Annotated in this window: 27 protein-coding genes, 1 tRNA gene and 1 other RNA gene; 16 read left to right on the top strand and 13 right to left on the bottom strand. The window is 65.0% G+C overall.

What is annotated here, in order from left to right:
• Window positions 1-10: 10 nt before the first annotated feature.
• Entirely contained in the window at window positions 11-2,752 is a 2,742-nt protein-coding gene (gene aceE, locus ACFWO3_RS12495) for a pyruvate dehydrogenase (acetyl-transferring), homodimeric type (RefSeq protein WP_378577870.1), read from the bottom strand.
• 363 nt (window positions 2,753-3,115) lie between these two features.
• On the opposite strand from aceE, the gene ACFWO3_RS12500 reads away from it, so the two are divergent.
• The 4 genes from ACFWO3_RS12500 to ACFWO3_RS12515 all read left to right on the top strand — a co-directional run bounded on the left by ACFWO3_RS12500 (window position 3,116) and on the right by ACFWO3_RS12515 (window position 4,857).
• Complete coding sequence (locus ACFWO3_RS12500) at window positions 3,116-3,649, top strand: hypothetical protein (RefSeq protein ID WP_378577723.1); 534 nt, start codon at window positions 3,116-3,118, stop codon at window positions 3,647-3,649.
• Between the two features lie 169 nt (window positions 3,650-3,818).
• Window positions 3,819-4,244 carry a DUF3052 domain-containing protein gene (locus tag ACFWO3_RS12505; RefSeq protein ID WP_378577725.1) on the top strand — a complete coding sequence of 142 codons (426 nt, stop codon included), beginning with the start codon at window positions 3,819-3,821 and terminating at the stop codon, window positions 4,242-4,244.
• A gap of 44 nt (window positions 4,245-4,288) precedes the next feature.
• Complete coding sequence (locus tag ACFWO3_RS12510; RefSeq protein ID WP_378577727.1) at window positions 4,289-4,753, top strand: peroxiredoxin; 465 nt, start codon at window positions 4,289-4,291, stop codon at window positions 4,751-4,753.
• Window positions 4,754-4,782: 29 nt separating this feature from the next.
• A tRNA-Val gene (locus tag ACFWO3_RS12515) sits at window positions 4,783-4,857 on the top strand.
• Window positions 4,858-4,903: 46 nt separating this feature from the next.
• On the opposite strand, the gene ACFWO3_RS12520 is transcribed toward ACFWO3_RS12515, so the two are convergent.
• Window positions 4,904-5,704: a thioesterase family protein gene (locus ACFWO3_RS12520; RefSeq protein WP_378577729.1), complete on the bottom strand. Its 801-nt coding sequence runs from the start codon at window positions 5,702-5,704 to the stop codon at window positions 4,904-4,906.
• Window positions 5,705-5,867: 163 nt separating this feature from the next.
• Between ACFWO3_RS12520 and ACFWO3_RS12525 the strand changes: the two genes are divergently transcribed.
• Entirely contained in the window at window positions 5,868-6,107 is a 240-nt protein-coding gene (locus ACFWO3_RS12525) for a hypothetical protein (protein ID WP_378577731.1), read from the top strand.
• 93 nt (window positions 6,108-6,200) lie between these two features.
• Entirely contained in the window at window positions 6,201-7,211 is a 1,011-nt protein-coding gene (locus ACFWO3_RS12530; RefSeq protein WP_378577733.1) for a cobalamin biosynthesis protein, read from the top strand.
• Here ACFWO3_RS12530 and ACFWO3_RS12535 read toward each other — a convergent pair.
• The 3 genes from ACFWO3_RS12535 to ACFWO3_RS12545 form a co-directional block, all read right to left on the bottom strand.
• Entirely contained in the window at window positions 7,122-8,033 is a 912-nt protein-coding gene (locus tag ACFWO3_RS12535) for an SURF1 family protein (RefSeq protein WP_378577735.1), read from the bottom strand. The two genes, ACFWO3_RS12530 and ACFWO3_RS12535, sit on opposite strands and share 90 nt — an antisense overlap.
• Before the next feature lie 92 nt (window positions 8,034-8,125).
• Complete coding sequence (locus tag ACFWO3_RS12540) at window positions 8,126-8,608, bottom strand: low molecular weight protein-tyrosine-phosphatase (protein WP_378577737.1); 483 nt, start codon at window positions 8,606-8,608, stop codon at window positions 8,126-8,128.
• Window positions 8,601-9,281, bottom strand: a complete 681-nt coding sequence (locus ACFWO3_RS12545; protein ID WP_378577739.1) for an HAD hydrolase-like protein — start codon at window positions 9,279-9,281, stop codon at window positions 8,601-8,603. Before ACFWO3_RS12545 ends, ACFWO3_RS12540 begins: the two co-directional genes overlap by 8 nt.
• A gap of 53 nt (window positions 9,282-9,334) precedes the next feature.
• On the opposite strand from ACFWO3_RS12545, the gene cobC reads away from it, so the two are divergent.
• The 4 genes from cobC to ACFWO3_RS12565 all read left to right on the top strand — a co-directional run bounded on the left by cobC (window position 9,335) and on the right by ACFWO3_RS12565 (window position 13,500).
• Entirely contained in the window at window positions 9,335-10,405 is a 1,071-nt protein-coding gene (gene cobC, locus ACFWO3_RS12550) for an Rv2231c family pyridoxal phosphate-dependent protein CobC (RefSeq protein WP_378577872.1), read from the top strand.
• Window positions 10,402-11,544, top strand: coding sequence for a Nif3-like dinuclear metal center hexameric protein (locus ACFWO3_RS12555; RefSeq protein ID WP_378577742.1), 1,143 nt, complete (start codon window positions 10,402-10,404; stop codon window positions 11,542-11,544). Before cobC ends, ACFWO3_RS12555 begins: the two co-directional genes overlap by 4 nt.
• Window positions 11,545-11,623: 79 nt before the next feature.
• On the top strand, window positions 11,624-12,361 hold the full coding sequence (locus ACFWO3_RS12560) for a zinc ribbon domain-containing protein (protein ID WP_378577744.1): 738 nt from the start codon (window positions 11,624-11,626) through the stop codon (window positions 12,359-12,361).
• Window positions 12,358-13,500, top strand: a complete 1,143-nt coding sequence (locus ACFWO3_RS12565; protein WP_378577746.1) for a bifunctional RNase H/acid phosphatase — start codon at window positions 12,358-12,360, stop codon at window positions 13,498-13,500. Before ACFWO3_RS12560 ends, ACFWO3_RS12565 begins: the two co-directional genes overlap by 4 nt.
• On the opposite strand, the gene ACFWO3_RS12570 is transcribed toward ACFWO3_RS12565, so the two are convergent.
• The 4 genes from ACFWO3_RS12570 to ACFWO3_RS12585 form a co-directional block, all read right to left on the bottom strand.
• Window positions 13,410-14,264: an ArsB/NhaD family transporter gene (locus ACFWO3_RS12570; RefSeq protein ID WP_378577748.1), complete on the bottom strand. Its 855-nt coding sequence runs from the start codon at window positions 14,262-14,264 to the stop codon at window positions 13,410-13,412. The genes ACFWO3_RS12565 and ACFWO3_RS12570 overlap by 91 nt on opposite strands.
• 89 nt (window positions 14,265-14,353) lie before the next feature.
• Window positions 14,354-14,623, bottom strand: a complete 270-nt coding sequence (locus tag ACFWO3_RS12575; protein WP_378577750.1) for a hypothetical protein — start codon at window positions 14,621-14,623, stop codon at window positions 14,354-14,356.
• Window positions 14,624-14,630: 7 nt separating this feature from the next.
• On the bottom strand, window positions 14,631-15,158 hold the full coding sequence (locus ACFWO3_RS12580; RefSeq protein WP_378577752.1) for a DUF1697 domain-containing protein: 528 nt from the start codon (window positions 15,156-15,158) through the stop codon (window positions 14,631-14,633).
• A 2-nt stretch (window positions 15,159-15,160) separates the two neighbouring features.
• The gene (locus tag ACFWO3_RS12585; RefSeq protein ID WP_378577754.1) at window positions 15,161-15,973 is read right to left on the bottom strand and encodes an alpha/beta hydrolase; all 813 of its coding nucleotides are present in this window, start codon (window positions 15,971-15,973) and stop codon (window positions 15,161-15,163) included.
• A gap of 100 nt (window positions 15,974-16,073) precedes the next feature.
• On the opposite strand from ACFWO3_RS12585, the gene rnpB reads away from it, so the two are divergent.
• The 3 genes from rnpB to ACFWO3_RS12600 all read left to right on the top strand — a co-directional run bounded on the left by rnpB (window position 16,074) and on the right by ACFWO3_RS12600 (window position 18,416).
• An RNA gene (gene rnpB, locus ACFWO3_RS12590) (RNase P RNA component class A) lies at window positions 16,074-16,496 on the top strand.
• A 270-nt stretch (window positions 16,497-16,766) separates the two neighbouring features.
• Complete coding sequence (locus ACFWO3_RS12595) at window positions 16,767-16,952, top strand: hypothetical protein (RefSeq protein ID WP_378577756.1); 186 nt, start codon at window positions 16,767-16,769, stop codon at window positions 16,950-16,952.
• 45 nt (window positions 16,953-16,997) lie between these two features.
• Window positions 16,998-18,416, top strand: a complete 1,419-nt coding sequence (locus ACFWO3_RS12600; RefSeq protein ID WP_378577874.1) for an RNB domain-containing ribonuclease — start codon at window positions 16,998-17,000, stop codon at window positions 18,414-18,416.
• 53 nt (window positions 18,417-18,469) lie between these two features.
• Here ACFWO3_RS12600 and ACFWO3_RS12605 read toward each other — a convergent pair whose 3' ends face one another.
• Both ACFWO3_RS12605 and ACFWO3_RS12610 read right to left on the bottom strand, forming a co-directional pair.
• A complete protein-coding gene (locus ACFWO3_RS12605; RefSeq protein ID WP_378577758.1) occupies window positions 18,470-19,009 on the bottom strand; it encodes a carboxymuconolactone decarboxylase family protein in 540 nt (179 codons plus the stop codon).
• A gap of 3 nt (window positions 19,010-19,012) precedes the next feature.
• On the bottom strand, window positions 19,013-19,600 hold the full coding sequence (locus tag ACFWO3_RS12610) for a peroxiredoxin (protein WP_378577760.1): 588 nt from the start codon (window positions 19,598-19,600) through the stop codon (window positions 19,013-19,015).
• Between the two features lie 195 nt (window positions 19,601-19,795).
• Between ACFWO3_RS12610 and ACFWO3_RS12615 the strand changes: the two genes are divergently transcribed.
• Entirely contained in the window at window positions 19,796-20,713 is a 918-nt protein-coding gene (locus tag ACFWO3_RS12615; protein ID WP_378577762.1) for a hydrogen peroxide-inducible genes activator, read from the top strand.
• 19 nt (window positions 20,714-20,732) lie between these two features.
• On the opposite strand, the gene ACFWO3_RS12620 is transcribed toward ACFWO3_RS12615, so the two are convergent.
• The gene (locus ACFWO3_RS12620; RefSeq protein ID WP_378577764.1) at window positions 20,733-21,473 is read right to left on the bottom strand and encodes a LysR family substrate-binding domain-containing protein; all 741 of its coding nucleotides are present in this window, start codon (window positions 21,471-21,473) and stop codon (window positions 20,733-20,735) included.
• A gap of 57 nt (window positions 21,474-21,530) precedes the next feature.
• Here ACFWO3_RS12620 and ACFWO3_RS12625 point away from each other — a divergent pair, with 57 nt between their 5' ends.
• Together ACFWO3_RS12625 and ACFWO3_RS12630 are read left to right on the top strand one after the other, a co-directional pair.
• Window positions 21,531-21,932: a DUF5997 family protein gene (locus ACFWO3_RS12625; RefSeq protein ID WP_378577766.1), complete on the top strand. Its 402-nt coding sequence runs from the start codon at window positions 21,531-21,533 to the stop codon at window positions 21,930-21,932.
• A 117-nt stretch (window positions 21,933-22,049) separates the two neighbouring features.
• Entirely contained in the window at window positions 22,050-23,072 is a 1,023-nt protein-coding gene (locus ACFWO3_RS12630; RefSeq protein WP_378577768.1) for a linear amide C-N hydrolase, read from the top strand.
• Here the strand turns inward: ACFWO3_RS12630 and ACFWO3_RS12635 are convergent.
• Window positions 23,069-25,573, bottom strand: a complete 2,505-nt coding sequence (locus ACFWO3_RS12635) for a DEAD/DEAH box helicase (RefSeq protein ID WP_378577770.1) — start codon at window positions 25,571-25,573, stop codon at window positions 23,069-23,071. The genes ACFWO3_RS12630 and ACFWO3_RS12635 overlap by 4 nt on opposite strands.
• Between the last annotated feature and the right edge of the window lie 9 nt (window positions 25,574-25,582).

Genomic DNA, 25,582 nt, shown 5'->3' on the forward strand with positions numbered 1-25,582 from the left:
GAGCTGCAGCTCAGGCGCTGCCGGGGTCCGTGTAGGACACGGCGGCGGCGTGGACGTCGTCGATGCGATAGCGACGGGCGGCCTCCACTGCCTTGGAAGAGTCGACGGACCCCTCCTTCGCCAGGGCAACGAGGGTGGCGACCACGATCGACTCGGCGTCGACGTTGAACACCCGTCGCGCGGCGGGCCGGGTGTCGGAGAACCCGAATCCGTCCGTTCCCAGCGTGGTGTAGTCGCCGGGAACCCACTGCCGAATCTGGTCCGCTACGGCACGCATCCAGTCCGATGCTGCGATGACCGGGCCTTCGGCTGCGGACAGTGCCGTTGTCACGTAGGGCACCGGCGTCTCCTGACCGGCGGACAGGAGTGCCTTCTTCTCGCACTCGACGCCATCGCGGCGGAGTTCTCCCCACGAGGTGACGGACCAGACGTCGGCCTGCACACCCCAGTCGTCGGCCAGAAGCTTTTGTGCGCGCAGTCCCTCGGGCATGGCGACACCGGACACCAGAATCTGCGCCTTCGGCCCTGACCCGGAGGATTCCTTGTACCGATAGATGCCCTCGAGGAGCCCCTCGATGTCGAGATTCTCAGGCTCGGCCGGCTGCACGTACGGCTCGTTGTACAGGGTGATGTAGTAGAAGATGTTCTCTCCGCCGAACCCTTCGACACCCTCCGTGCCGCCGTACATGCGGCGCAGTCCGTCCTTGATGATGTGCGCGATCTCGTAGGAGAAGGCAGGGTCGTAGGCAACGGCGGCCGGGTTGGTGGAGGCGAGCAGCAACGAATGCCCGTCGGCGTGCTGCAGTCCCTCGCCTGTCAGCGTGGTCCGGCCGGCGGTCGCACCGAGAACGAATCCTCGCGCCATCTGATCGGCCGCAGCCCACAAGCCGTCGCCCGTGCGCTGGAAACCGAACATCGAATAGAAGATGTACAGCGGAATCATCGGCTCGCCGTGCGTCGCATACGACGACCCGACCGCCGTGAACGACGCCGTGGAACCGGCCTCGTTGATGCCCTCGTGCAGGATCTGCCCGACTTCGCTCTCCTTGTAGGCGAGCATCAGATCGGCGTCCACGGCGGTGTAGAGCTGGCCGTTGCGGTTGTAGATCTTCAGCGAGGGGAACCACGAGTCCATACCGAAGGTCCGTGCCTCGTCCGGGATGATCGGCACGATTCGCTTGCCGATCTCCTTGTCGCGAAGAAGTTCCTTCAGAACTCGCACCAAGGCCATCGTGGTGGCGACCTGTTGCTTCCCGGAACCCTTCCGCACGACGTCGTAGGTCTTGTCCGGTGGCAGCGGCAACGGGGATGCCTTCGTGTTGCGCGACGGGAGAAACCCGCCGAGTGCGCGCCGACGTTCGAGCATGTACCGAATCTCCGGGGCATCGGGCCCCGGGTGGTAGTACGGCGGCATCTTCGGGTTCTTCTCCAACTCTTCGTCGGAGATCGGAATGCGCTGCTGATCGCGGAAGTACTTGAGGTCTTCGAGGGTCAGCTTCTTCATCTGGTGGGTCGCATTGCGGCCCTCGAAGTGCTTGCCGAGCGTGTATCCCTTGATCGTCTTGGCGAGGATGACCGTCGGCTGACCCTTGTGTGCCATTGCGGCCGCATACGCGGCATGGATCTTGCGGTAGTCGTGGCCGCCGCGTTTGAGGTTCCAGATGTCCGCGTCGGAAAGGTCCTTCACGAGGCTCTTCGTGCGGGGATCGCGACCGAAGAAGTGGTCGCGGACGAACGCTCCGTCGTTGGCCTTGTAGGTCTGGTAATCACCGTCGGGGGTGACGTTCATCAGGTTGACGAGGGCGCCGTCGCGGTCGGCGTGCAGAAGTGCATCCCACTCGCGGCCCCACACGACCTTGATGACGTTCCAGCCGGCACCCCGGAAGAAGGATTCGAGTTCCTGAATGATCTTCCCGTTACCGCGAACCGGGCCGTCGAGACGCTGGAGGTTGCAGTTGACGACGAACGTCAGGTTGTCGAGGCCTTCGGTCGCGGCGACGTGCGCGAGGCCGCGCGACTCGGGTTCGTCCATCTCGCCGTCGCCGAGGAACGCCCACACGTGCTGATCGGACGTGTCCTTGATGCCGCGATCGTGGAGATAGTGGTTGAACCGCGCCTGATAGATCGCGTTCATGGGGCCGAGGCCCATCGAGACGGTGGGGAACTCCCAGAAATCGGGTAGCAGCCGAGGATGGGGGTAGGACGGCAGTCCGCCGCCTTCGTCGGCATGACTGTGTTCCTGCCGGAATCCGTCGAGTTGTTCCGCCGGAATGCGACCCTCCAGGAAGGCGCGCGCGTAGATGCCGGGCGATGCGTGACCCTGGATGAAGATCTGGTCGCCACCGCCGGGATGGTCCTTGCCGCGGAAGAAGTGATTGAAACCCACTTCGTACAACGCAGCGGACGACGCGTAGGTGGAGATGTGGCCGCCCACCCCGACACCGGGGCGCTGAGCGCGAGTCACCATGATGGCGGCGTTCCAGCGGATGAACGCTCGGTAGCGGCGCTCGACCTCTTCGTCGCCGGGGAACCACGGCTCGTTCTCCGTCGGAATGGTGTTGACGTAATCCGTGGACGTCAATGCCGGCAGTGCCACGTGTTTCTCGCCCGCGCGCTCGAGCATGCGCAGCATCAGATAGCGGGCCCGGGTGGGCCCTGAACGGTCGAGTAGACCGTCGAACGACTCGAGCCACTCGTGGGTCTCGTCCGGGTCGATGTCCGGCAGGTACGACGCAACACCCTCTCGGATCACGCGGACACGGTCACCGTGTGGCGCGGGGGTGCCGTCACGACCGGAGGTCTCGTTCTTCGCTCCACCGGGTGTGGCGGGGTTCGACTGCGAAGCGGGCTCCTGAATCAGGTCTGACAAGGTTGCTCCTCGTTGTGGTTGAACACCTGGTGCGGCGTTCGTTCCATGCGACCGGGCAATGGTGGGCTCGGTCCGTCGCGTCTTCGGTATCTATGGCGCAACCCTCATCTTTCCCCATTGCGTGACGGTCGGCACGCCCCCCTTCGGTTACTCGCGAGTAGAGTTTGCGCTGGTACGGGTGAAGCTTGTTGAATCGGACAGTGCCGTCGGAAGGTGGCACACCGTCGACGCGGGAGGGGGAGATTCATGCGGGGCAACGCACCACGTGGCCTCGGTCTGACGAGCACGGTCGGCGCCGTGGCGATCGGTGTCGCCCTGATTGCCGGGTGCAGCACGGCGGTCGACGGGACCCCGCGTCAGAACGACGCCGAGGCGTCCGAATACGCCGCCGAGGTCACTTCGTCGTCCGCGGCGGCATCGTCGTCCAGAGCTGCGGCCGACGCACAGGCAGTCGTCGACGAGGCGTGTTCGGCCTTCTACCAGGAGTCGAACGCAGCGGTCGACACCTACAACCTCTTTATCGACGCCGCGAATGCCGATGCACCGGATGCGAAGGCGAAGGCATCGGGAGCTGCTGCCGCGTTGCGCACCGCAGCGGATGTGGCGGCCGGGGAAGCGGCAAAAGTGCCGCCCGAATTGGCGGGTCTGTTGACCGACTACGCCAACACGTATCGCGACCTGGCTGGTGCCGTGGACGGCGGTCAGACCGGGGACGCCCTCAACGATCTCGCCCACCGCGGCGATGACATCAAAGACGCTATCGGCGCGGAATGCCCCTAGAACCACGCAACGCCGTAGTGTCGAGACGAATTGCGAATTCGTGCATTTCTGGAAGTTTTCTGCGTGGTCGGCTTGCGCGAAAGCCGTCGAGCATGTTCGCTTCACATATTGATCTTCACCCGTACGGAGCCCGGTTACCGGGAACCAACGACAAAAGGAGGACCTCACCGTGGTCGCCGCGGCGGACGCCCAGAGCTATGTTCAGAAACTCGGAATCACCGCCGACATGGTGGTACAGGAACTGGGCTGGGACGAGGACACCGACGACGACCTGCGTGCAGCGGTCGAGGACATGATCGGTGGCGAAATTCTCGAAGACGATTCCGACGAGGTGATCGACGTCGTGCTGCTGTGGTGGCGTGACGAAGACGGTGACCTGGTGGACGCCTTGATGGATGCCATCGGTCCTTTGTCGGACGAGGGCTTCGTGTGGGTCCTCACCCCCAAGACAGGGCAGCCGGGGCACGTCGAGCCCAGCGAGATCGCAGAGTCTGCACCTACCGCCGGCCTGACACAGACCTCGGCCGCCAACCTCGGCCAGTGGTCGGGCAGCCGGCTGGTGCAACCGAAGTCACGGCCGGCCAACAAGCGCTGACCGGTTCTCATCGACACCGGTTCCTTCTCCGATCAAGGATTGACATGCCACTCGACGTGGGCAGTACTGCCCCGGACTTCACCCTCAAGGATCAGAACAATCAGGAAGTGACGCTCTCCGACTACCGGGGTGCGAAGAATGTGCTCCTGGTGTTCTATCCACTCGCGTTCACCGGCACGTGCCAGGGCGAATTGTGCAAGGTGCGGGACGAACTTCCGAAGTTCGAAAACGACGACACGGCAATTCTGGCGATTTCGGTCGGTGCTTCACCGACCCACAAGATCTGGTCTGCGGAGCAGGGGTACACCTTCCCGCTGTTGTCGGACTTCTGGCCGCACGGCGAGGTTGCCCAGGCCTACGGCGTCTTCAACGACAAACTCGGCTTCGCCAATCGCGGAACGTTCGTGATCGACAAGGAAGGCATCGTCCGATTCTCGGAAATGAACGGCCCCGGAGAGCCCCGTGACCAGGGAGCTTGGGAGAAGGCGCTCGCCGCGCTAGAGTCCTGATGCGCGTTCGGCGGATTCGCCGAACGCTCGGGCGTGTAGCTCAGTGGTAGAGCTCTGGTTTTACACACCAGCGGTCGGGGGTTCGAAACCCTCCGCGCCCACCAAGTTCGAGATCATCAGGTCGCCTTCGAGGGCGCGGAGTGCAATCTCTCACGAGGGCTGCGGTCGCACGGTGAGGATCTGATGCGCCCGGCCGACCGGTCCGTGGATGTCGTGTAGGACGGTTGTGGTCAAACCTTGCCCGGCACCGCCGAAGGTGACGGTGGTATCGAGTCCGGTCCATTGCCCCTCGGGTTGGCGGTGGAGGTGGATGCTCAGGTCGACGTTGGGAAACATCCACTTCTGGGGATCCTGCCGCACGGCAATGCCGTTGGCGGTATCGACGAGCGCGATGTAGGACGCGAGCATGCTGACGTCCTCGTCGGCGACGAGTGAAACGGGTGTGGTGATCCACGCTGTGGTGCGTCCGGGCTGCGGCGTGCCGACGGCCCGGGTGTCGAGAGACTCGATGAACCCGCCGGGCCACACGGACGTCAACGACCAGGAGTCGACGGTCTCTGGATCGGGGAGCCGGGCCGGCTCGCCACCCGCGACCGAGGCGGTGTCGCCATCGTCGAGTAGCCAGACCCGAGCAGTCACGGCGACTCGTCCTGCGATGGTCACGGTTGCCTGGGTGAGCTCGATGGTGCGTCCCGGACGGATGGTCTCGACGTGAACATCGAACTCCTCGAGCGCTATTCGGCCGAGAATGTCGAACGTGAACCGACTCGGTGTGAGGGGAGGTCGTTGTTCGCTCTCACGCACCCGTTCGATTTCGTGGACGACCAGCCCGGCCAACGGGCTGAAGTGTTGTTCGTCCGTGGTCCACGCGCCGCCGACGTGACGTGTCGGTGCGAAACGATGCTCGCCGACTCGTCGGAAGTAGCTCCCAGTTTCGGTCTCGACGCTCATTTCGGACTCCTCTTCTCGCCTTTCGTCACAGTAGACAACCTGGCGTGTATTGGATCGACCACCCCGCCAGGCAATTGACAGGTTGGGCCAAGCCCGGTGCCAGCGACGGTGACCACTGTGGTCGGTGTCGGGAAAGCGCCGACGCTCATCACAGGAGGAATCCATGAAGTCGATCGTCACGAAGTCCGTTGCCACCGGTGGAGTCGCTCTTGCAGCGCTCGGCATAGGGGCGGGCGTAGCCAATGCCTCACCGGTCGATCACGCCCCCGCCCCTGCACAGCAGCAACAGGAACAGCAGCATCAGCATCAGCATCAGCAGCCTGCGCCTCAGCAGAATCACCAACGGCCGGCCCCGCAGGGCCACGGATTCTGGATCTTCGGCAGCTGGGTGCCGCTGCCCTGAGTCATCCCGTTGTCCCGCGCAGGTGGGTGCTGTTCGGTAGAACGCACCCACCTGCGCGGGATGCTCGTGCGGCGGACACGGTAGAACTACGGGGTGTTCTGGAGCAGTGAGAGTGGAGCCCGCGCAGCTGGTCTGCTGGTCGGTTTCGTCGCCGACCGCATGCTGGGCGATCCACGCCGATTCCATCCCGTTGCCGGGTTCGGGACGCTCGCGTCGAGCGTCGAAACCAAGACGTACCGCGATGCGAAAGCGGCCGGGTTCGTGCACGTGGTCGTGCTCGTCGGTGGAACGGTGGTCGCGGGTGCAGTCGTGGAAGCCGCGTCGAGTCGGGCGGGGTGGGGCGGCCGAGCACTGGTTACCGCGGTCGCGGCATGGTCGGTGCTCGGTGGGACCTCCCTGGCGCGGACAGGCGAAGACATGGCGGTCCTGCTCGAGCGAGAGGACACGGCCGCCGGACGACGTTTGCTGCCGTCGCTGTGCGGACGGGACCCGAGCGAGTTGGACATTGGCGCCCTCGCGAGAGCAGCACTCGAATCGGTCGCGGAGAACACGTCCGACGCGATGGTCGGGGCAGTCTTCTGGGGCGCACTGTGTGGGGTGCCCGGACTACTGGCATATCGGGCGACGAATACCTTGGACGCGATGATCGGATACCGGTCGGCGAAGTACACGAACTTCGGATGGGCGGCCGCCCGTTGGGACGACGTCGTGAACCTGGTGCCCGCACGGGTCACCGGCGTACTGACCGCGCTGGTTGCGCCGTCGGTGGGCGGGAGCGTCGCGGGCGCGGTGTCGGCGTGGCGACGCGACGCTGCCAACCACCCGAGTCCCAACGCCGGTGTCGCCGAGGCGACGGCCGCCGGAGCGCTGGGGGTCTCGCTGGGTGGACGCACCGAGTACTCCCACGGGGTCGAGATGAGGCCGGTCCTCGGCCGTGGCAACCCGCCTTCGCCGCGAGATCTTCGCCGCGGTGTCCAACTGTCGCGTGCTGTGCAGGTCGGGGCTGCCGTCGGGTCAGCGGCGCTTGCCGTAGCGATCGGCGAGCTTCGCCTGCGTGGCCGTGAGCGTGGTGGCCGAATCGGCCGCGCTCGACTCCGTCGCTGACGGTTCCGTACGGGTCGTCGGCGCACCGGCTCCGTGAGCGCTCGCAGCGTCGTCGCCCGGCTTGGGTGCCGAAGACGCAGCGGCCTTCTCCTTGCGCCGTTCGAGCCATTCCGCGCGGACGAAGTAGGCGAGCCCGAGGGGCGCCATGATTCCGAAGGCCAACCACTGCAACCCGTACGAGAGATAGGGCCCGGCATCGAGCTGAGGCAACGGGATGGTGCCGAGTCCGCCGGGTTGATCGGGTTCGAGCTGGACGTATGCGTCGAGCAGGTCGGTTCCGGTCAATGCCGCGACCTGGCCTGTGTCGATGAAGTAGACCTGCTTCCGGCCGTCCTCCTCGAACGGCTCCTTGCCCGCAACCGTGCCCTCCGAGTTTCGGATCCGGCCATCCAGCGTCTGTTGTCCCGTCGGCGCCGGGTCGATCGGAGGAGCTTCGGTTCCTTGGACCGGGCGCACGTAACCCCGATTGACCAGGACGGTTGCGCCGTCGTCCAGGCGGAACGGGGTGAGTACTTCGTAGGCGGGTTGCGAGTCGATTGCGCGTAGACGGACGAGTACGTCACTGTTGGGCAGATAGGAACCGGTTGCGTTGACTCGCCGCCATTCCGAGTTCTCTTCGGCCACGCCGTCGTCGAACAGCGACTCGACCGCGACGGGGTCCGCGTCCACCGAATCGGCAATCTGCTGATTCCGGTGTTCGGTGGAGGTGTTCTTGCCGAGCTGCCACGGTGCGAGGACCGTGAAGCACAGAAATGCGAAGCCGGCGACCACCAAAGCCAGAACGACCCAGCCCGGACGCAACAGAAACTTCAGTCTTCGCACAGCTCCACGGTAGCGGTCCTGTGGTTGGGTGCGTGTTCGTGGGGCTCAACGGTGTGAGCCTCGTCCCTGGCTGTTCCCGGTGGTCGAAGGGGCTACCCGAGACGTTCGCGTACCCAGTCGAGCATCCCCGGGACCGCTGCGACGATCTCGTCGTAGACGCGCTCGAAGTCGTCGACGTCGCCGTAGTACGGGTCGGCGACCGAGTCCGAGTCGGCGTTGGCGTCGAAGCTGCGGAGCAAACGGCGGCGATCGGACGGCACGCCGAGCGCAGCGAGATGGCGGTCGTGCCCGGTCGCGAGAGCGACGACGAGGTCGGCATCCAGATGGAAGTCCCCGAGCATCGCCGCGGTATGGCCCGTCGGGTAGTTATGTGCGCGCAGAACCTTGTCCGTGCGAATGTCGGCTTCACGGCCCACGTGATAGCCGTGGGTGCCCGCGCTGCTCACGGTCACCACGTCTTGAAGGTTCTCCCGGCGGACGTGTTCGGCGAAGATCTTCTCCGCCATCGGCGACCGGCAGATGTTGCCGGTACACACGAAGGAGACGTGCAGGGGAGTGGTCGATGACTCAGACATGGTCGGCGAGAATCCTGCCAAGTTCGGTGGTGTCGGCCGCAGTCCATGCGGCGTGCGTCGACTCCTCAGGTGCGCCGTAACCCCACTCGACGAACACGGTCGGAATGCCCCAGCGCGCTGCGCCGTCGACATCGTGGTCTCGATCGCCCACCATCACCACACCGGAGGTGGCTCCTTCGGCCGTCTCCACTCCCAGCGCCGCGAGTGAATGTGCGATGACATCCGATTTGGCGCGCCTCGTGCCGTCTTCGCTGGCACCGCCGATGAACTCGAAGTGATCGGCGAGACCGAAATGCTCGAGGATGCGCACGGCGATCGTCTCGTTCTTCGATGTCGCCACGGCGAGGCGTGTCGATGATCGGTCGATCTCCGCGAGAAGACCCCCGATGCCGTCGAATACGGTGTTCTCCATCCAGCCCGAAGCGTCGTAGTACCCGAAGTACGCGGCTATCGCGCGGTCCACCGTCGCATCGTGGAGGCCGAACGATCGGAACGTGTCGACCATCGGTGGCCCGACGACCCGATCGAGCATTTTCTCGGTGGGTTCGGGCATCCCGACCGCCGCCAGTGCACGTCGGAACCCTTCGTGGATGCCCGGGGCCGAATCGGTGATGGTTCCGTCGAGATCGAAGAGGACGATGCGGGTCGCGGTGGAGGCGGGTTCAACAGACACTCCCGTATTGTCCTACACCTCGCGGCGAGTGACCGGTGGGCATCGGCCGCGCCGTGAACGACGGATGTGCGGGCGTCGTAGGCTCGGTGGTTGTGAAGACCGAAGCAGCCGACGTGGAAGCATTGCGTCATCACGGCGATGCCGAAACCGGTCCGGGGCTTCTGGACTTCGCAGTCAACGTGCAGGGGACGAGACCGCCGGAGTGGTTGAAGCGCCGCCTGGTGTCGTCGTTGGATGGTCTCGGGTCGTACCCATCGGTTGCAGCAAACCTGCGCGCACGAGAGACCGTTGCCGCTCGGCACGGCAGGTCGCCCGAAGAAGTGCTCCTGCTTTCCGGCGGCGCCGAGGGATTCGCGATGCTGCCCCGCCTCGAACCGAGCCTGGCGGCCCTGATCCATCCGTCGTTCACGGAACCGGAATGGATGCTGCGGGAGGCGGGCGTCCCGATCGTCCGCGTGATTCTGGGACACCCGTACCGGTTGGACGTGGAGATTCCCGACACTGCGGATCTGGTGGTGGTCGGCAATCCGACCAATCCCACCTCGGTTCTGCATTCGGCGGAGGACATCCACCGGCTCCGGCGTCCAGGACGAATTGTCGTGGTCGACGAGGCATTCGCGGATGCGATCCCCGAAGAAGTGGAGTCGCTGGCCGGTGAATCCCTCCGCGATGTCGTGGTCCTGCGCAGTCTGACCAAGACCTGGGCGCTCGCAGGATTGCGGTGCGGGTATGCGCTCGGCCACCCCGACGTGCTGGCACGATTGCGACGTGGGCGGGCGCACTGGCCCCTGGGAAGCCTTCAGGTCGAGGCGATAACGGCGTGCTGCGAGACGTTCGCGGTCGATCTGGCACGCGAAAAGGCCGACAGGATCGGCGTTCTCCGGAGATCCATGATCGAGCGTTTCGACTCGATCGGCGTCAGTGTTCACACCCCCGCTGCAGCGCCATTCCTCTTGCTGAACGTGCCGGACGGGAACGCAGTGCGGGATGAGTTGCGCAGCCGCGGAATCGCCGTCCGGCGCGGCGATACGTTCCCCGGCCTGTCCTCGGACCACCTGCGGGTGGCGGTCCGGGAACCCACCGAAACCGACATGCTGGTCGACGCGTTGAAGGAGATTCTGTGACCGAACACCGAGTGCTGCGAGTGTCGGACGTCATCGCCGAACTCGAACATGCGTATCCGCCGGCGCTCGCCGAGTCCTGGGATTCGGTGGGTCTCGTCTGTGGCGATCCGGCAGATCCGGTGACGAAGGTCCTGTTCGCGGTCGACCCCACCGCCGAGGTCGTCGACGAGGCGATCGAATGGGGAGCCGAGCTGCTCGTCACCCACCACCCCCTGTTGCTGCGCGGTGTGGATACGGTCGGGGCGCACACGCCGAAGGGTGCGCTGATTCACAAGCTCGTGCGGGCGGGCTGTGCGTTGTTCACCGCGCACACCAACGCCGACTCTGCGGATCCCGGTGTGTCCGATGCGTTGGCCGCGGCGCTCGGACTCGAGGTCACCGGTCCTATCGATCCGAAATCCGACGAACCGCTGGACAAGTGGGCGGTGATGGTGCCCCGCGATGACGCCGCGCACGTCCGATCCGCGTTGTTCGCTGCGGGTGCGGGCCGTGTCGGGAACTACGAGCAGTGCAGTTGGTCGACCGGTGGGTTCGGGCAATTCCTACCAGTGGGCGAGGCCAACCCGGCCATCGGCACGGTGGGGGAACTCGAGCAACTTCCCGAGGATCGTGTGGAAGTCGTCGCATCGAGGCGCTCGCGGTCTGCGATTCTCGCTGCGCTGCGTGCCGCCCACCCGTACGAGGAGCCGGCGTTCGACCTCTTCGAGATCGCGGCACTGCCCAGCTCGCGTGGGCTCGGTCGGGTAGGGGTACTCGAGGAGCCGGTCTCGTTGCGTGACTTCACCGAACGCGTGGCACGCGCACTGCCGACAACGACCTGGGGCGTCCGCGCCGCAGGTGATCCCGACCGGATGGTCTCGACCGTGGCCGTGTGCGGCGGCGCCGGCGACTCCTTCCTCGACCGGGTCGGGACATTGCGTGTGGACGCGTACGTCACTGCCGATCTGCGCCATCACCCGGCCGACGAGCACATGCGGGCAGGCGGCCCGGCCCTGATCGACGTTGCACACTGGGCGAGCGAGTTTCCGTGGTGCGGCCAGGCGAAAGGCGTGCTCGACGGCGCGTTCGGCGAAGCAGCGGGCCTCACGGTTCGAGTTTGCGAGATTCGGACGGACCCTTGGTCGCACAGCGCACGGTGACGGCCGGTCAGCGGGGTACGGTTGCAGGAACCGCCTTACGGCCCACGACCTCAACAGCAGACAGCAGGAGTTACCACGCGTGAACGTCGAACCACAGGTGCAGTCCAAGCTTCTCGAACTCGCCGGCGTCGATGCGGAGCTGTCGAGGATCGGACATCGGCGCAAGACGCTTCCGGAACAGCAGGAAGTCGACACGCTCGACGCCGAGCGGGTCACTCGCAAGGATGCAGCCGTGGCCGTGGAGATCGTGTTGGACGATCTGGACCGAGACATTCGCAAGCTCGAAAGCGAAGTGGACGCGGTGCGCCAACGCGAGGACCGAGATCGGAAGCTGCTCGAGAGCGGAACCGTCGGTGCCAAGCAGTTGACGGAACTCGAGCACGAGCTCGGCAGCCTCGTGCGACGACAGAGTCTGCTCGAGGACGAGCTCCTCGAGGTGATGGAACGGCGTGAGGCCTCGCAAGCGGATCACGAGCATGCGGGAGCTCAGCTGTCGCAGATCGAAGACGAACTGATCGACGCGCGGCGCCGCCGAGACGATGCGCTCGCCGACCTGGACTCCACCGAGCAGGCTCGCAGCGCAGATCGCGCGCGATTGGCGGAGGGGGTCCCGGAGGACCTCTCCGCCGTGTACGAACGTCAGCGGGCATCCAACGGGATCGGCGCGGCTCTGCTGCAGGCCCGGCGCTGCGGTGCATGCCGGATCGAACTCGATCGCGGTGAAATCGCGCGCATCGCGGGCACGGCTCCGGAGGTCGTCGTTCGATGCTCGGAGTGCGGCGCGATCCTGGTGCGCACCAAGGAGTCCGGTCTGTGAGTTCGACCCGGGTGATCGTCGAGGCCGACGGCGGATCACGAGGTAATCCGGGTCCGGCCGGTTACGGTGCGGTGGTCTTCGACGCCGAAGACCACCGGGTCCTCGCAGAGCGAATGGAGAGTCTCGGTGTCGCGACGAACAACGTCGCGGAGTACCGGGGCCTGGTGGCCGGTTTGAGTGCGGCGGCCGAACTCGGGGCCGTCGACGTGGCGGTTCGCATGGATTCCAAGTTGGTCGTGGAACAGATGTCCGGCCGCTGGAAGGTGAAACACCCGGACATGATTCCGCTGCAGCGCCGTGCCGCCGAGCTGGCATCCGGGTTCGATCAGGTCACCTATACGTGGATTCCGCGCGCGGAGAACGCACATGCGGACCGGCTGGCCAACAAGGCGATGGACCGTGATTCGGACATCGACGCGGTACCCGGCGCAGTCGAGGACGCAACCGCTTCGAAGACGCCTCCCACTTCTCCCGGGTGGATGGGCGAGGTCGGAACACCTACCCGGATGTTGCTCCTCCGTCACGGTCAGACGCCGTTGTCGGTGGAGCGCCGATACTCCGGACGTGGCAACCCGGACCTCACCGACCTCGGTCGGGCGCAAGCCAGGGGAGCGGCCGCGCGCTTGAGTGCCCGCGATGACATCGATGCCGTCGTGACTTCGCCCCTGGGGCGGGCACGGCAGACGGCCGGTGCGGTCGCCGACGCACTGGGTCTTCCCGTCGTCGTGCACGACGGATTGACCGAGACCGACTTCGGCAGGTGGGAAGGTCTCACCTTCCGCGAGGCCGCCCAGCAGTACCCCGAGGATCACCGGAAATGGTTGTCGGACACCTCCGTCCGGCCGCCCGGAGGTGAGAGTTTCGACGAGGTTCGTGCCCGCATCGTCGACGTTCGTGACGAGCTCGTCAGCACCTACTCCGGTCGCACGATTCTGGTCGTCACTCACGTCACCCCCATCAAGACACTGCTTCAACTGGCTCTGGATGCGGGACCGGCGCTTCTGTACCGGTTGCACCTGGACCTGGCTTCGCTGAGCATCGCGGAGTTCTACCGTGACGGTGGAGCGTCGGTACGACTCGTCAACGACACCTCGCATCTGCCTGATCCAGCGATCACACCACTCCCCACAGCGCGGTGATCGCGGCAATCAGCGTGAGTGGGATCGTCGTCAGGCCGAGCAGTGTGGTAGGTGCGTAGGTCTGCCGGTGCTCCCGATCGTGCGGTCACACGCCGCCACAACATCGTCGCGAGGGTACCCACACAAGTGAGGTTCGGCCCGAGGTCGACTCCGATGAGGAGGGCGAGAACGAGAGCTGGGGGAGCGTCGGGTCCGAGAGCGGCCAGTAGTAGCAGGGTGGCCGGGAGGTTGTTGATCAGGTTCGAGGCGAGGGCGGCCACCACGCCGACCGTGAGCAGTGACGGGAAACCGACGTCGGACGGGAGAACGCTCGCGATCGTGGATCCGACGGGGCCGTCCGCGAGCCCCGCAACCACCACACCCAGCAAGAGAACGAAACCGCAGAACCACAGGTCGGCGGCATAGGAGATTCGCCGCAACGCGGTGCGACCGTCGCGGAGAGCCTGGACCGCCAGAACCGGGGCGCCCGCCAGGGCCGGCCAGAACGGCGAGACGCCCACGACACCGCTGAGACCGAACTCGATGGGGGTCGCGGCGATGACGACGAGCGCGAACGACGGCACAGGCTTCTGCTGCACGGCTCGGATCGGTGCAGTGAGTGCAGGTCGCGCAGAGAGTGCACGGTGGAAGAACAATCGAATAGCGGCATACGCCACGACGATCGTGACGATCCACGGCAACGCCATCAGGGCGGCCAATCGAGTGAAGCCGAGGCCCGTCGCCGAGAAGGCGATGAGGTTGGTGAGGTTGGTGAGGTTGGACACCGGCAGCAGCGTGGACGCGCTGTTGGCCAGGTGCGCTGCGGCGTAGGAGTGTGTCTCGACTTTCGTACGGGCCGATCACGCCGCTGGGATCACGGCCGGGGTGAGCAGAACGATGGTCGCGTCGAGACTGAGAATCGCCGTTGTCGCGGCGGCAACCACGAACACCAGGTCAACAGGCGCTGCCGTGAACCAGCGGATCGGCGGCCGAGCACCTCCGTCAACCAGGCGAACACGCCCATCGCATCCGCAAGGTGCCCCAGTACCAGGATGGCGACGAGGAACGCGACCGTCGGTGCCAGTTCGGAGATTTCGGACCACGCACGTTCGGGTGAGACGAGACCGACGGCGAGGACCGTCAACGGCAGATCATTTCAGGAGCTTCTGAAGTGTACGGATATTTCGGGTGGTGGTCACTGCCTTGAATTTCGCCTTGCCCGATGCCTTCCCGAACCGGCTCGAGAGAGTGTGTCCACGTTCGACTTCCCAGTACACGACACCGTCGCCGAGTTGGACCCGTTCCGAGGCCGGGTCCAGGTTCTCTGCCCCTTCGAGGAGGGTCGCAAGAGGCTCGCTCCCATCCACGAACACCACGTACGCGTGCCAACCTTCGCGATCGGGATCGAACGGATACGCAGCCACGACCTCGCGGATCACGGAAAGCTCGAATACGAACACCCACGCGTCGTATCCGAAGCGCTCCGACAGCGCATGTTCGATGGTTGCTTTCAACTGTCGAGTGTCGGATGCGGCCGCTTCGAAGAGCACGTTGCCCGAGGCGAGTACCGTTCGAACCTCGGTGAAACCCAGCTCCGAGAAGACGTTACGCAGGTCGGCCATCTTGATGTTGATACCGCCGACATTGATGCCTCGCAGGAGTGCGGTGTAGCGGGTCATTCTCAGACGATAGACCGTCGGTCCGACAGCTTCAGTCGAGTACGGGCAATCGACAACGCAGCTCGAGCCGTTCCCCGTTCGGCGCTCCAGGACGGTAGTGCGTCGGGTTCGTGAGCGGGGTCGGCGGTGCGGGCGCCCAGCAGAACAGGCTCCGGGTCCGTGTCGGCCGCAGTGGCAACGAACCGGCGAACCAGTTCGTCCCAGTCGCCGTGGCGCTCCAGCAGCGGGTGACCGTCGTCGTGGACGAGGAATTCGGCTGCCGGGACGCCGGATTCGCGAAGTCGGCGGACGAACTTCGATGTCGCACGCGGGCTGGTCACGCTGTCGTGTGTGCCGTGAGCCGTGACGATCAACGATTCCGTCGGACGGGCGGGAACGGGTGTCGGATCGGTGTCCGGTAGCCACGGCGCGAGTGCGAGTACTCCCGACACCCGCGCGTCGTCGGCGCACTGTACGACGGTGCGACCACCCATCGAATGTCCGACCAGGACGATCCGCCGTACGGAAGTGGGTAGCGCGTCGAGGACCGCCCGAAGATCTTCGAGTGGATGGGAACTGTCGCCGTTCCATCCTCGATACCGATAGCGCACCAGGGCGACAGCGGCGCCCGGCGCACCGCGGTGAGCGGCCCGAACGAACGGCCACATGCGCAGCGCCGCGGGGCGATGCGCATGAGCTCGGGCATATGAGTTCTCCTGCCCGCCGTGTGCAACGATCACCAGGTCGGCGTCGCCAGGTGCGCCGTGGACGTAATCCAGGCGTGGCATCGGCGTCCGTGGCAGGTGATTCCGCGTCAGGCGGGAGGGAAGGCTCATCGGCACGCACCAAGCCTACGAGCCGCGTGGTGATCGTGTCCCCGGTGTGTCACCTGCGTGCAGTTGCCCGCACCGCCGCCGAGTACGCTGTGCTGGCGGACGAGTTGGCTGGGCGGCCGCGGCTCGGGGAACCGACACTCGCTTCGGTGACGTGTTCAGGCCCCGGATCGAGGAAAGTCCGGACTCCACAGAGCAGGGCGGTTGTTAACGGCAACCCGAGGTGACTCGCGGGACAGTGCCACAGAAATCAGACCGCCTGCCCTTCGGGGCAGGTCAGGGTGAAACGGTGCGGTAAGAGCGCACCAGCACCCCGGGTGACCGGGGTGGCTAGGTAAACCCCGCCCGGAGCAAGGTTGAAGATCGCATTCGTCACGAGTGCGATTGCGCAGGTGATCGAGGGCTGCTCGCCCGAGCCTGCGGGTGAACCGCTCGAGGTACCCGGCGACGGTGTGCCCAGATGGATGGTCGCCACCCGGTGCGTGAGCGCCGGGGACAGGATCCGGCTTACACGCCGACTCGTCCGCCCACGACAAAGCCCCCGCCGAATCGGCGGGGGCTTTGTCGTGTGGTCTCCGTCAGACGGGGTTGACCATCAGAACCTGGGCCCAGTACGAGGCGGCGTCAGCGCCGAGGTAGGGAAGTAGCTGATCGAAGATGATCGTGGACATGCTTGCTCCATTCTCTGTGCGGGCACTCAGAGGATAACAGTCGAGGTTCTTTCACAACCGGAGCTGACCGGGCGAAGTTTCGCGCTTGCACCGACGCGACGCGTTTTGGTGGAAGACTGGTCGACATGAGCGATGAAGACGACCTCTGGTACTACAACGTCGACGACGGCTCGGTGGCACAGGGTAAAGCTGCCTCGTCGATGTCTCGCATGGGCCCGTACCCTGACCGGGCATCCGCCGAGAACGCGCTTCGGATAGCGGCGGAACGCAACAAGGAAGCCGATCGCGAAGACGACGATTGGAAGAACTGACCGGTTCGCCGTGGGGCGATCGGAAAGGGAGGGGAAAGCGTGCCGCTGAGTCGCGTTGTTGCGCGGGATATCGATTTCGAATCGATTCGCACCGAATTCGATCTGGTCGAGGATTTCTCGTCGGAGGCAATCGACGAAGCACGCTCGGCCTCGGACCGTTGTGCCGACGAGCGTGAGGATCGCACCGACCTCGCGTTGGTGACCATCGACCCACCCGGATCGATGGATCTGGACCAGGCCGTGCATCTCGAGCGCACCGACCGCGGCTTCGTCGTGAACTACGCCATTGCGGACGTCGCCGCAGTGGTTGTACCGGGCGGCGCTCTCGACACCGAGACTCGTCGGCGAGGTCAGACGTACTATCTGCCGGATGGATCGGTTCCCCTGCACCCGCGCGAGTTGTCGGAGGATTCCCCCAGCTTGCTACCGGATCGGAAGCGCCCCGCGGTTCTGTGGCGTGTCGAGTTGGATTCACGCGCCGAACCGGTGGCGTGGTCGGTCACGAGGGCGCTCGTTCGGTCCGTGGCGAGGCTGGACTACGCCACCGTTCAATCCGATGCCGACTCCGGGCGACTGCATCCCTCGATCGCGGCGCTGCCGGAGTTCGGCAAGCGTCGCATGGCAGCTGCGATCACCCGCGGCGCAATCGAATTGAAGCTGCCCGAGCAAGATGTGGTGAAGGTCGAGGCAGGCGTCGACGGTGCCGCGTCGTGGCGGATCGTCCCCGCGCCCCGCACCGAGGCCGACGACTGGAATGCCGAGGTGTCGCTGCTGACCGGAATGTGCGCCGCGCGAATGATGCTCGATGCCGGTGTCGGGCTGTTGCGGACCCTGCCGCCTGCCGAGGACAGCGCACTCACCGCACTACGCCACACCGCGCTCGCCCTCGGTATCGCATGGCCGGAGGGCAAGGGCGCCGGGGAAGTTCTCGCCGGGCTCGATCCCAACGAGACGACGACGCTTGCTCTCATGAGCGAGGCACCGACACTTCTGCGAGGGGCCGATTACGCGGCCTTCGAAGGGACAGAGCCCGAAGAATCCGTTCACTCGGCGATCGGTGCACCGTACGCACACGTCACAGCCCCGCTACGGCGACTGTCGGATCGCTTCGCGACCGAGATCTGTCTCGCCGTCGGGGCGGGCGGCGAGGTGCCGGACTGGGTTCGCGAAGCCCTTCCGGCGCTACCGAAGATCATGTCCATCTCGGATTCGGTCTCGAACAAGGTCGAGCGGGCCTGCATCGATCTCACCGAGGCGGTCATGCTGTCGGATCGCGTCGGTGAGGTGTTCGAGGCGACGGTTCTGCGGGCGTCCGAAAAGAAGCGCGCTGCCGAGGTGTTCGTGCCTTCGGTGATGGTGATCGCGAAATGTTCGGGGACTCCGAGAGAAGGTGAGCAGGCCAAAGTGCGCCTCGCCGCCGCCGATGCCGCAGAGCGCACCGTGGCATTCACGTTCCCCGCCTGACACGAGAAGGGGCACCCACCGAATGTGGGTGCCCCTTCTCGATGTGAAACGGATCAGACGGTCGTGCCGTCCAGCGTGCGACTGGTCTCGACGGCCTGGGCCACGCCGGCCACGATGGAGGCGGCACGGATGGCTTCGAAGATGACCTCTCGCTCGACGCCTTCCTTGCGGAGGGTGTCCTCGTGAGCCTCCAGGCAGTGGTTACAGCCGTTGACTGCGGAGACTGCAAGCGACCACAGTTCGAAGTCGGCCTTCTCGACGCCCGGGTTGCCGATGATGTTCATCCGCAGTCCGGCCCGCAGGTCGTCGTACTTTCCGCCGAGGTACCCCTTCGTGCGGTAGAACACGTTGTTCATACCCATGATCGAGGCGGCACCGAGGGCGGCGTTGTACGCCTCGGCCGACAGCGTGTCGGCGGCTTCCTCGGAAATCTCCTTCAGCGTCGTCGCCGACTTGCTCGCCGCAGCTGTGGCGAGCAGGGTGCCCCACAGCTGCTGCTCGTTCAGCACGGTGGTGCGTGCGAGCGAACTCAGGTTGAGCTTGAGGTCCTTGGCGTACTCGGGGAGTGAGTTCTTCAGGTTCTCGACAGTCATGGATTACACGCTCGCGTTCAGCAGTTCGCCTGCGTCGATGGTCGGGTCGCCCTTCTTCCAGTTGCATGCGCACAGCTCGTCGGACTGCAGTGCGTCGAGAACGCGCAGCACCTCTTCGACGTTGCGGCCGACCGAACCTGCGGTGACGGAGACGAACTGGACCTCGTTGTTCGGGTCGATGATGAAGGTCGCGCGGTCGGCAACGCCGTCGGCGTTGAGGACGCCCGTCGCCTCGACCAGTTCACGCTTGAGGTCGGAGAGCATGGGGAACGGGAGGGTCTTCAGGTCCTCGTGCTGGGCACGCCACTGGAAGTGGACGAACTCGTTGTCGACGGAAGCGCCCAGCACCTGTGCGTCGCGATCGGCGAACTCTTCGTTGAGCTTGCCGAACGCCGCGATCTCGGTGGGGCATACGAAGGTGAAGTCCTTCGGCCAGAAGAAGACGATGCGCCACTTGCCTGCATGGTCGTCGCTCGTGATGGTGGTGAAGTAGTCGTCGGGCTGCTGGGCGTCGACCTTGGAGAGGTCACCCCCGATAACTGCCGTCAGGTTGTATGCGGGGAACTGGTCGCCGATCGTGAGCAGAGCCATGTGCCTCTCGTCCTCCTGCTTGTCTTGTGAACATCCGTGAACGCGCGAGACCGCACGAAGTGCGGCTTCTTTGAGTGTGGTCAACCGGAACGGATCGGGTCGAATGAACGACCGAGCTGCGTTTTCTGGTGTGAGTCCATTCTGCATCACGGCTCGCAAAAGGTAAAGGCGATGGATGCCACTATACTGATAGGTATGTCTGATCAGACTTATCAGCCGACACTCTCACAGCTGCGTGCGTTCGTCGCCATCGCCGAATGCAGGCATTTCGGTACCGCCGCAGGACGTTTGGGTGTGAGTCAACCCACACTGTCGCAGGCATTGGCGTCACTGGAAACAGGTCTCGGGGTGTCGCTGATCGAGCGAAGCACACGGCGGGTTCTCGTGACGAGAGCGGGGGAGCGGCTGCTCGGTCAGGCCAAGGTGACACTGGATGCGGCGGAAGGTTTCGTCGCCGCAGCAGCGGGCGTCGGGGACCGCTTGTCCGGTCCGCTGCGGATCGGACTGATCCCGACCGTGGCGCCGTACGTGCTGCCGTCGCTGCTGCCGGCGCTGCGTTCCGAGATGCCCACCCTCGTCCCACAAGTCGTGGAAGACCAGACGGCAAGGCTCCTTGCCGCACTCCGGGAGGGCTCACTCGACGTCGCTGTCCTGGCCCTGCCGTCCGAGGCGGCGGGCCTGGTCGAGATCCCGCTCTATACAGAATCTTTCGTACTGGTCGTGCCCGCGTCTCATTCGCTTGCCGGCGCCGAGGGGGTATCACCCCGATCGCTCGACGAACTGCCGCTGCTCCTGCTCGACGAAGGGCACTGCCTCCGCGATCAGACGCTGGACCTGTGCCGGTCTGCCGACGCGCACCCGAACGTGGCGGGCGATACCCGAGCGACATCGTTGTCGACCGTGGTGCAGTGTGTCGCCGGTGATCTCGGAGTCACGCTCGTGCCGGAGTCGGCTGTCGCCGTGGAGACCGGCCGAGGTCCCTTGGCGACGGCCACGTTCGCGGATCCGAAGCCGGGGCGAACCATCGGTCTGGTGTTTCGTTCCTCGAGTGCGCATTCCGAGGGCTACGCCCAGCTGGCCGAGCTGATTTCGGCCGCAGCACCGCCGCGATAGTCGACCTGCGGTCGATCCGTCAGCGCCGCCCTCGCGGGCGACTTCTGCTGCTACGCCTCGGCGCAGGGGTTCGCTTCGCGGCATTGCGGGCAGGCTTGTCCGGCTTCTTTCGAGCCGGCTTCGTCTTGGTGGGCTGCTGCTCCGAAGACTTCCGTCCGCGCGAGCTGTTGACCGTTCGTCCACGAACGATGCCGATGAACTCCTCGACAAGTTCGGTCGTGTGGTCCTCGCGCCACGACAGAGCGATTCGCGACTCGGGCGCACCGACGACCGGGCGATAGGTGAGATCCTTGCGATGATGCAGGCGAGCCAGCGATTGGGGGACCACGAGCACTCCGATGCCGGCTGCAACGAGTTCGACCGCGTCGCCGGTGGAGGCAGGCCTGTCGACAGCAGGCTTTCCGGGTGGCGAAGACCAGCTGAGGCAGTCGTCCAGCGGTGACAGGACGATCTCGTCCGACAGATCCGCGACGCCGATCTCGTCCGCCGCGCAGAAGACGTGGTCCTTCGGTACGACCACGACGGTCACTTCCGTGTACAGCGGAATGGCGCTGAGGTTCGGGTCCCGGTCGGTGAGCCGCACGAGTCCTGCGTCGGCCGATCCGTCGCGCAGACGGGTCGTCGCCTCCGCGGCGGCAACCGTGACGAGTTCGAGCGGCACATCCGTGATGCGCTCGTTCCATATGCGGACCCACTTGCTGGGCGTCACACCCGGCACGTACGCAAGTCGAAACGGGGTGGTCTCAGCCGCGTCGGTCACGTCGTCAGGGTACCGGCACGGTCGGAGACGGCACGCAGCATCGTTATCCTTGACCACATGAGTCAGCCCAAGAGCACCCAGACGATGAAGTCCGCTACTGCGGCCAAGAAGCTGGGTGTGTATCTCGAAGCCACACCTGCGGAGTTTCGGGAAGGTTCCGTTTCGCGGGCCGAGCTCGCACAGCTGCAGAGCGACCCACCGGGGTGGCTGACCCAACTACGCGCCAAGGGGCCGCACCCGCGACCGGTCGTCGCCGCCAAGCTGGGAGTGTCCATTGCAGGCCTCGCACGTGGCGGCGTCACCGAACCCCTGACGACCGAGCAGATCGACGCACTGCTTGGGGATCGACCGGAATGGTTGCAGCAGGAGCGGGCAACGCAGGCCGCCGTGCGGCAGGAGAAGGTGCGCATCAAGGAGAAGAACGCGGAGCGGCGCAACCAGCCCCGTCGTCGTTCATAGCTGCTCTCGGCTTGTCGAAGTTGCTGCCGGACCACTCGTGGAGCCAATAGAGTTGACGGCGAGAGTTGACAGCGGCGACCACGTCCCATAGCAGGTGGCGGAGAGCGGTGATCGACGATGTGCACGCGAGTGATCTGGCCTGATGCGGGCGGCGCGGTGCTCGTCGGCCGCAACATGGACTTCCACAAAGATCTCATGACGAATCTGTGGAGCCAACCCCGCGGTATCGAGCGCGACGACGGCGTCGCCGGGCGACTGACCTGGACATCGAAGTACGGCAGTGTCATCGTGACGGCGTTCGACCTGATCTCCGTCGACGGCCTCAACGAAGCGGGACTCGCGGGCCACGTGTTGTGGCTTGCCGAGTCGACCTACGGCGAGCCGGACGAGACACGGCCCGCTCTGAGTCAAGCGATCTGGCTGCAATACTTCCTCGACAACTTCGCCACGGTCGCGGAAGCCGTGGACTGGATCGCGCAGACCGAAGTGCAGGTTGTGCAGATGTCCGATCCCACGGGTGGCAGCCCGCCCACCATCCATCTCGCGCTCGACGACGCGGGCGGTGACTCCGCGATCATCGAGTACATCGACGGAGGGCCGCGCGTCTATCACGACGCCTCCTACCGAGTGATGACGAACTCGCCCACCTACGACCGTCAGATCCAGCTCCTCGGTCGCTGGCAAGGACTGGGTGGCGATCAACCGCTCCCGGGAGACACCGAGGCGGAACACCGATTCGCCAGAGCGGCCTACTACTCGAGTCGGCTACCGACACCGACCGACGGAATCGACGCCATCGCAAGCATGTTCAGCGTGATCCGCAACGCCGCGCAGCCATTCCGCATTCCGGACCCGGGAAAGCCCGACGCGTCCCAGACGATCTGGCAGACGGTCACGGATCTGACGAACAAACGGCTCGTGTTCGAGTCGACCACACGTCCCAACATCGTGTGGGTCGACCTCGCCGACCTCGATCTCGCCGAGGGCGCGGCGCAGCGCAAACTCGACCTGAACGGGAGGCTCGCGGTCGAAGGTGGGGACGCCGGCAACGTCGGTGATCAGTTCGAGGACCGAGGTCCGATCACTTTCCTGTCCCTCGCGCTGCTCCGTCGGCTCGAACGGTCAGGACACGATAACTAGCCTTCGACGATCGACAACTCGTCGAACACGACCTCGCCGGCCGCATCGGATTCCGGCAGGTCGACGACGGCGACGAGAGCCCAGCCGTGGTCACCATCAGGGTCTTCGAGTACCTGTCGTACGCGCCAGAATTCCGCGTCGGGCGAGACCTGGAACAGTTGCGGCCCGCGTGCCGACGGACCGGTTCCGATCGTGGCGTACTCCTCGAAGTACGGCTCCAGCTGTTCCTCCCATTCGTCCGCGTCGATTCCGTCGTCGAGTCCCTCGAGTTCGGCCCACCGTCGCCTCGAGGCGAGTTCGACTCGTCGGAACATCGCATTCCGAATCATGACCCGGAAAGCCCTCGTGTTGGCCGAGATGGGCTTCGGGGTGTCGGCGCCGAAGGCGAGTTGTTGCTCGTCCGACTCGGTACCGGGATCGGTCAGGGATTCCCATTCGTCGAGCAGGCTCGAGTCGACCTGGCGAATCAACTCGCCCAGCCACTCGGTGAGGTCCTCGAGCTCCTCGGTTCGAGCTTCGGCGGGAACCGTCTGGCGCAGTGCCCTGTACGCATCGGCGAGGTAGCGCAGGACGAGTCCCTCCGACCGGGCAAGCCCGTAATGCGAGACCAGTTCCGAGAACGTCATGGCCTTCTCGACCATGTCGCGCACCACGGACTTGGGGGAGAGCGCGAACTCGGAGATCCAGGGGTGACCTTCGCGGTACATCTCGAAAGCAGGAAAGAGAAGGTCGCTCAGCGGCTTCGGCCAAGTGACCTCCTCGAGTAGCTCCATTCGTTCGTCGTACTCGATTCCGTCGGCCTTCATCTGGCTCACCGCCTCGCCACGGGCAGCGTGTTGCTGGGCCATCAGGATCTGTCGTGGATCGTCCAACGTCGACTCGATGACGGACACCACATCCAGTGCGTAGGAATCGGATTCGACGTCGAGAAGCTCGAGTGCTGCCAGCGCGAACGGCGAGAGCGGCTGATTCAGGGCGAAGTCACGCTGAAGTTCCACCGTCAGGCGTGCCATCCGACCGTCCTCGTCCGGTTTGTCCAGACGCTGGACTATCCCGGCGCCCACGAGGCCGCGATACAGCGACAATGCCTTCAAGATGTGTTTGCGCTGCGCGGGCCGGGTCTCGTGGTTGTCCTCGAGCAGGTGTCGCATCGATTGGAAGCAGTTGCCCGGGCGGGCGATCACGTTCAGCAGCATCGAGTTGCTCACGTCGAAGCGCGAGACCAAGGGTTCGGGTGACGCGGCGACCAAACGATCGAAAGTGGGTTCGCCCCAGGACACGAAGCCGTCCGGAGCCTTCTTGCGTTGGACCTTCCGTCGCTTCTTCGGATCGTCGCCGGCTTTCGCCAGTGCACGAATGTTCTCCACCTCGTGCTCGGGTGCTTGAACGACGACGGTGCCGAGAGTGTCGTAGCCGGCCCTGCCTGCGCGACCCGCGATCTGGTGAAATTCGCGGGCTCGCAAGTGCCGGGTCCGTGTCCCGTCGAATTTGGTGAGTCCCGTCAAGAGAACGGTCCTGATTGGCACGTTGATGCCCACTCCGAGGGTGTCCGTGCCGCAGATGACTTTCAGAAGACCGTCCTGCGCGAGTCGCTCGACCAGTCGGCGATACTTGGGGAGCATGCCCGCGTGATGGACGCCGATGCCGTGCCGAATCAGGCGGGACAGGGTTTTACCGAACCCGGTGGTGAAACGAAATCCGCCGAGGGCCTCTGCGATGGCGTCCTTCTCTGCGCGGGAACAGAAATTGACGCTCGTAAGTGCCTGCGCGCGTTCGAGCGCTGCCGCCTGCGTGAAGTGCACGACGTAGACGGGAGCCTGGTTGGTGGTCACCAACTCTTCGATGGTTTCACCGACGGGCGTCGTCGCGTAGGAGAACATCAGTGGCACAGGACGTTCGGTTCCGGCGACCACCTTCGTTGGTCGTCCGGTGCGGAGAGTGAGGTCCTCCGAGAAGAAGCTCACGTCGCCGAGCGTCGCTGACATGAGGAGGAACTGGGCGTTCGGCAACTCGATGATCGGCACCTGCCAAGCCCAACCACGATCGGGTTCCGAGTAGAAGTGGAACTCGTCCATCACCACCTGGCCGATATCCGAGTCGGCGCCCTCACGCAATGCCAGGTTCGCGACGATCTCGGCGGTTGCGCAGACGATCGGTGCACGTGAGTTGACGGCTGCATCGCCAGTCATCATTCCGACGTTGTCCGCGCCGAACACCTCACAGAGGGCGAAGAATTTCTCACTCACCAGTGCCTTGATGGGTGCGGTGTAGAACGTGCGCTTGCCGGCCGCCATCGCGTAGGCGTGCGCGCCGATGGCCACCATCGATTTTCCGGAACCAGTGGGCGTGGCGAGAATGACGTTGGCACCCGACACGAGCTCCATCACCGCCTCTTCCTGAGCCGGATACAGCGAAATGCCACGTTCCGTCGTCCAGGTGGTGAAGGCGTCGAACACGGAATCCGGGTCGGCGTCGTCGGGCAGAAGATCGGGAAGCAGCACCGATACAGG

This window comes from Rhodococcus sp. NPDC058521 (assembly GCF_042719695.1).
In the GTDB taxonomy this organism is placed as follows: domain Bacteria; phylum Actinomycetota; class Actinomycetes; order Mycobacteriales; family Mycobacteriaceae; genus Rhodococcus_F.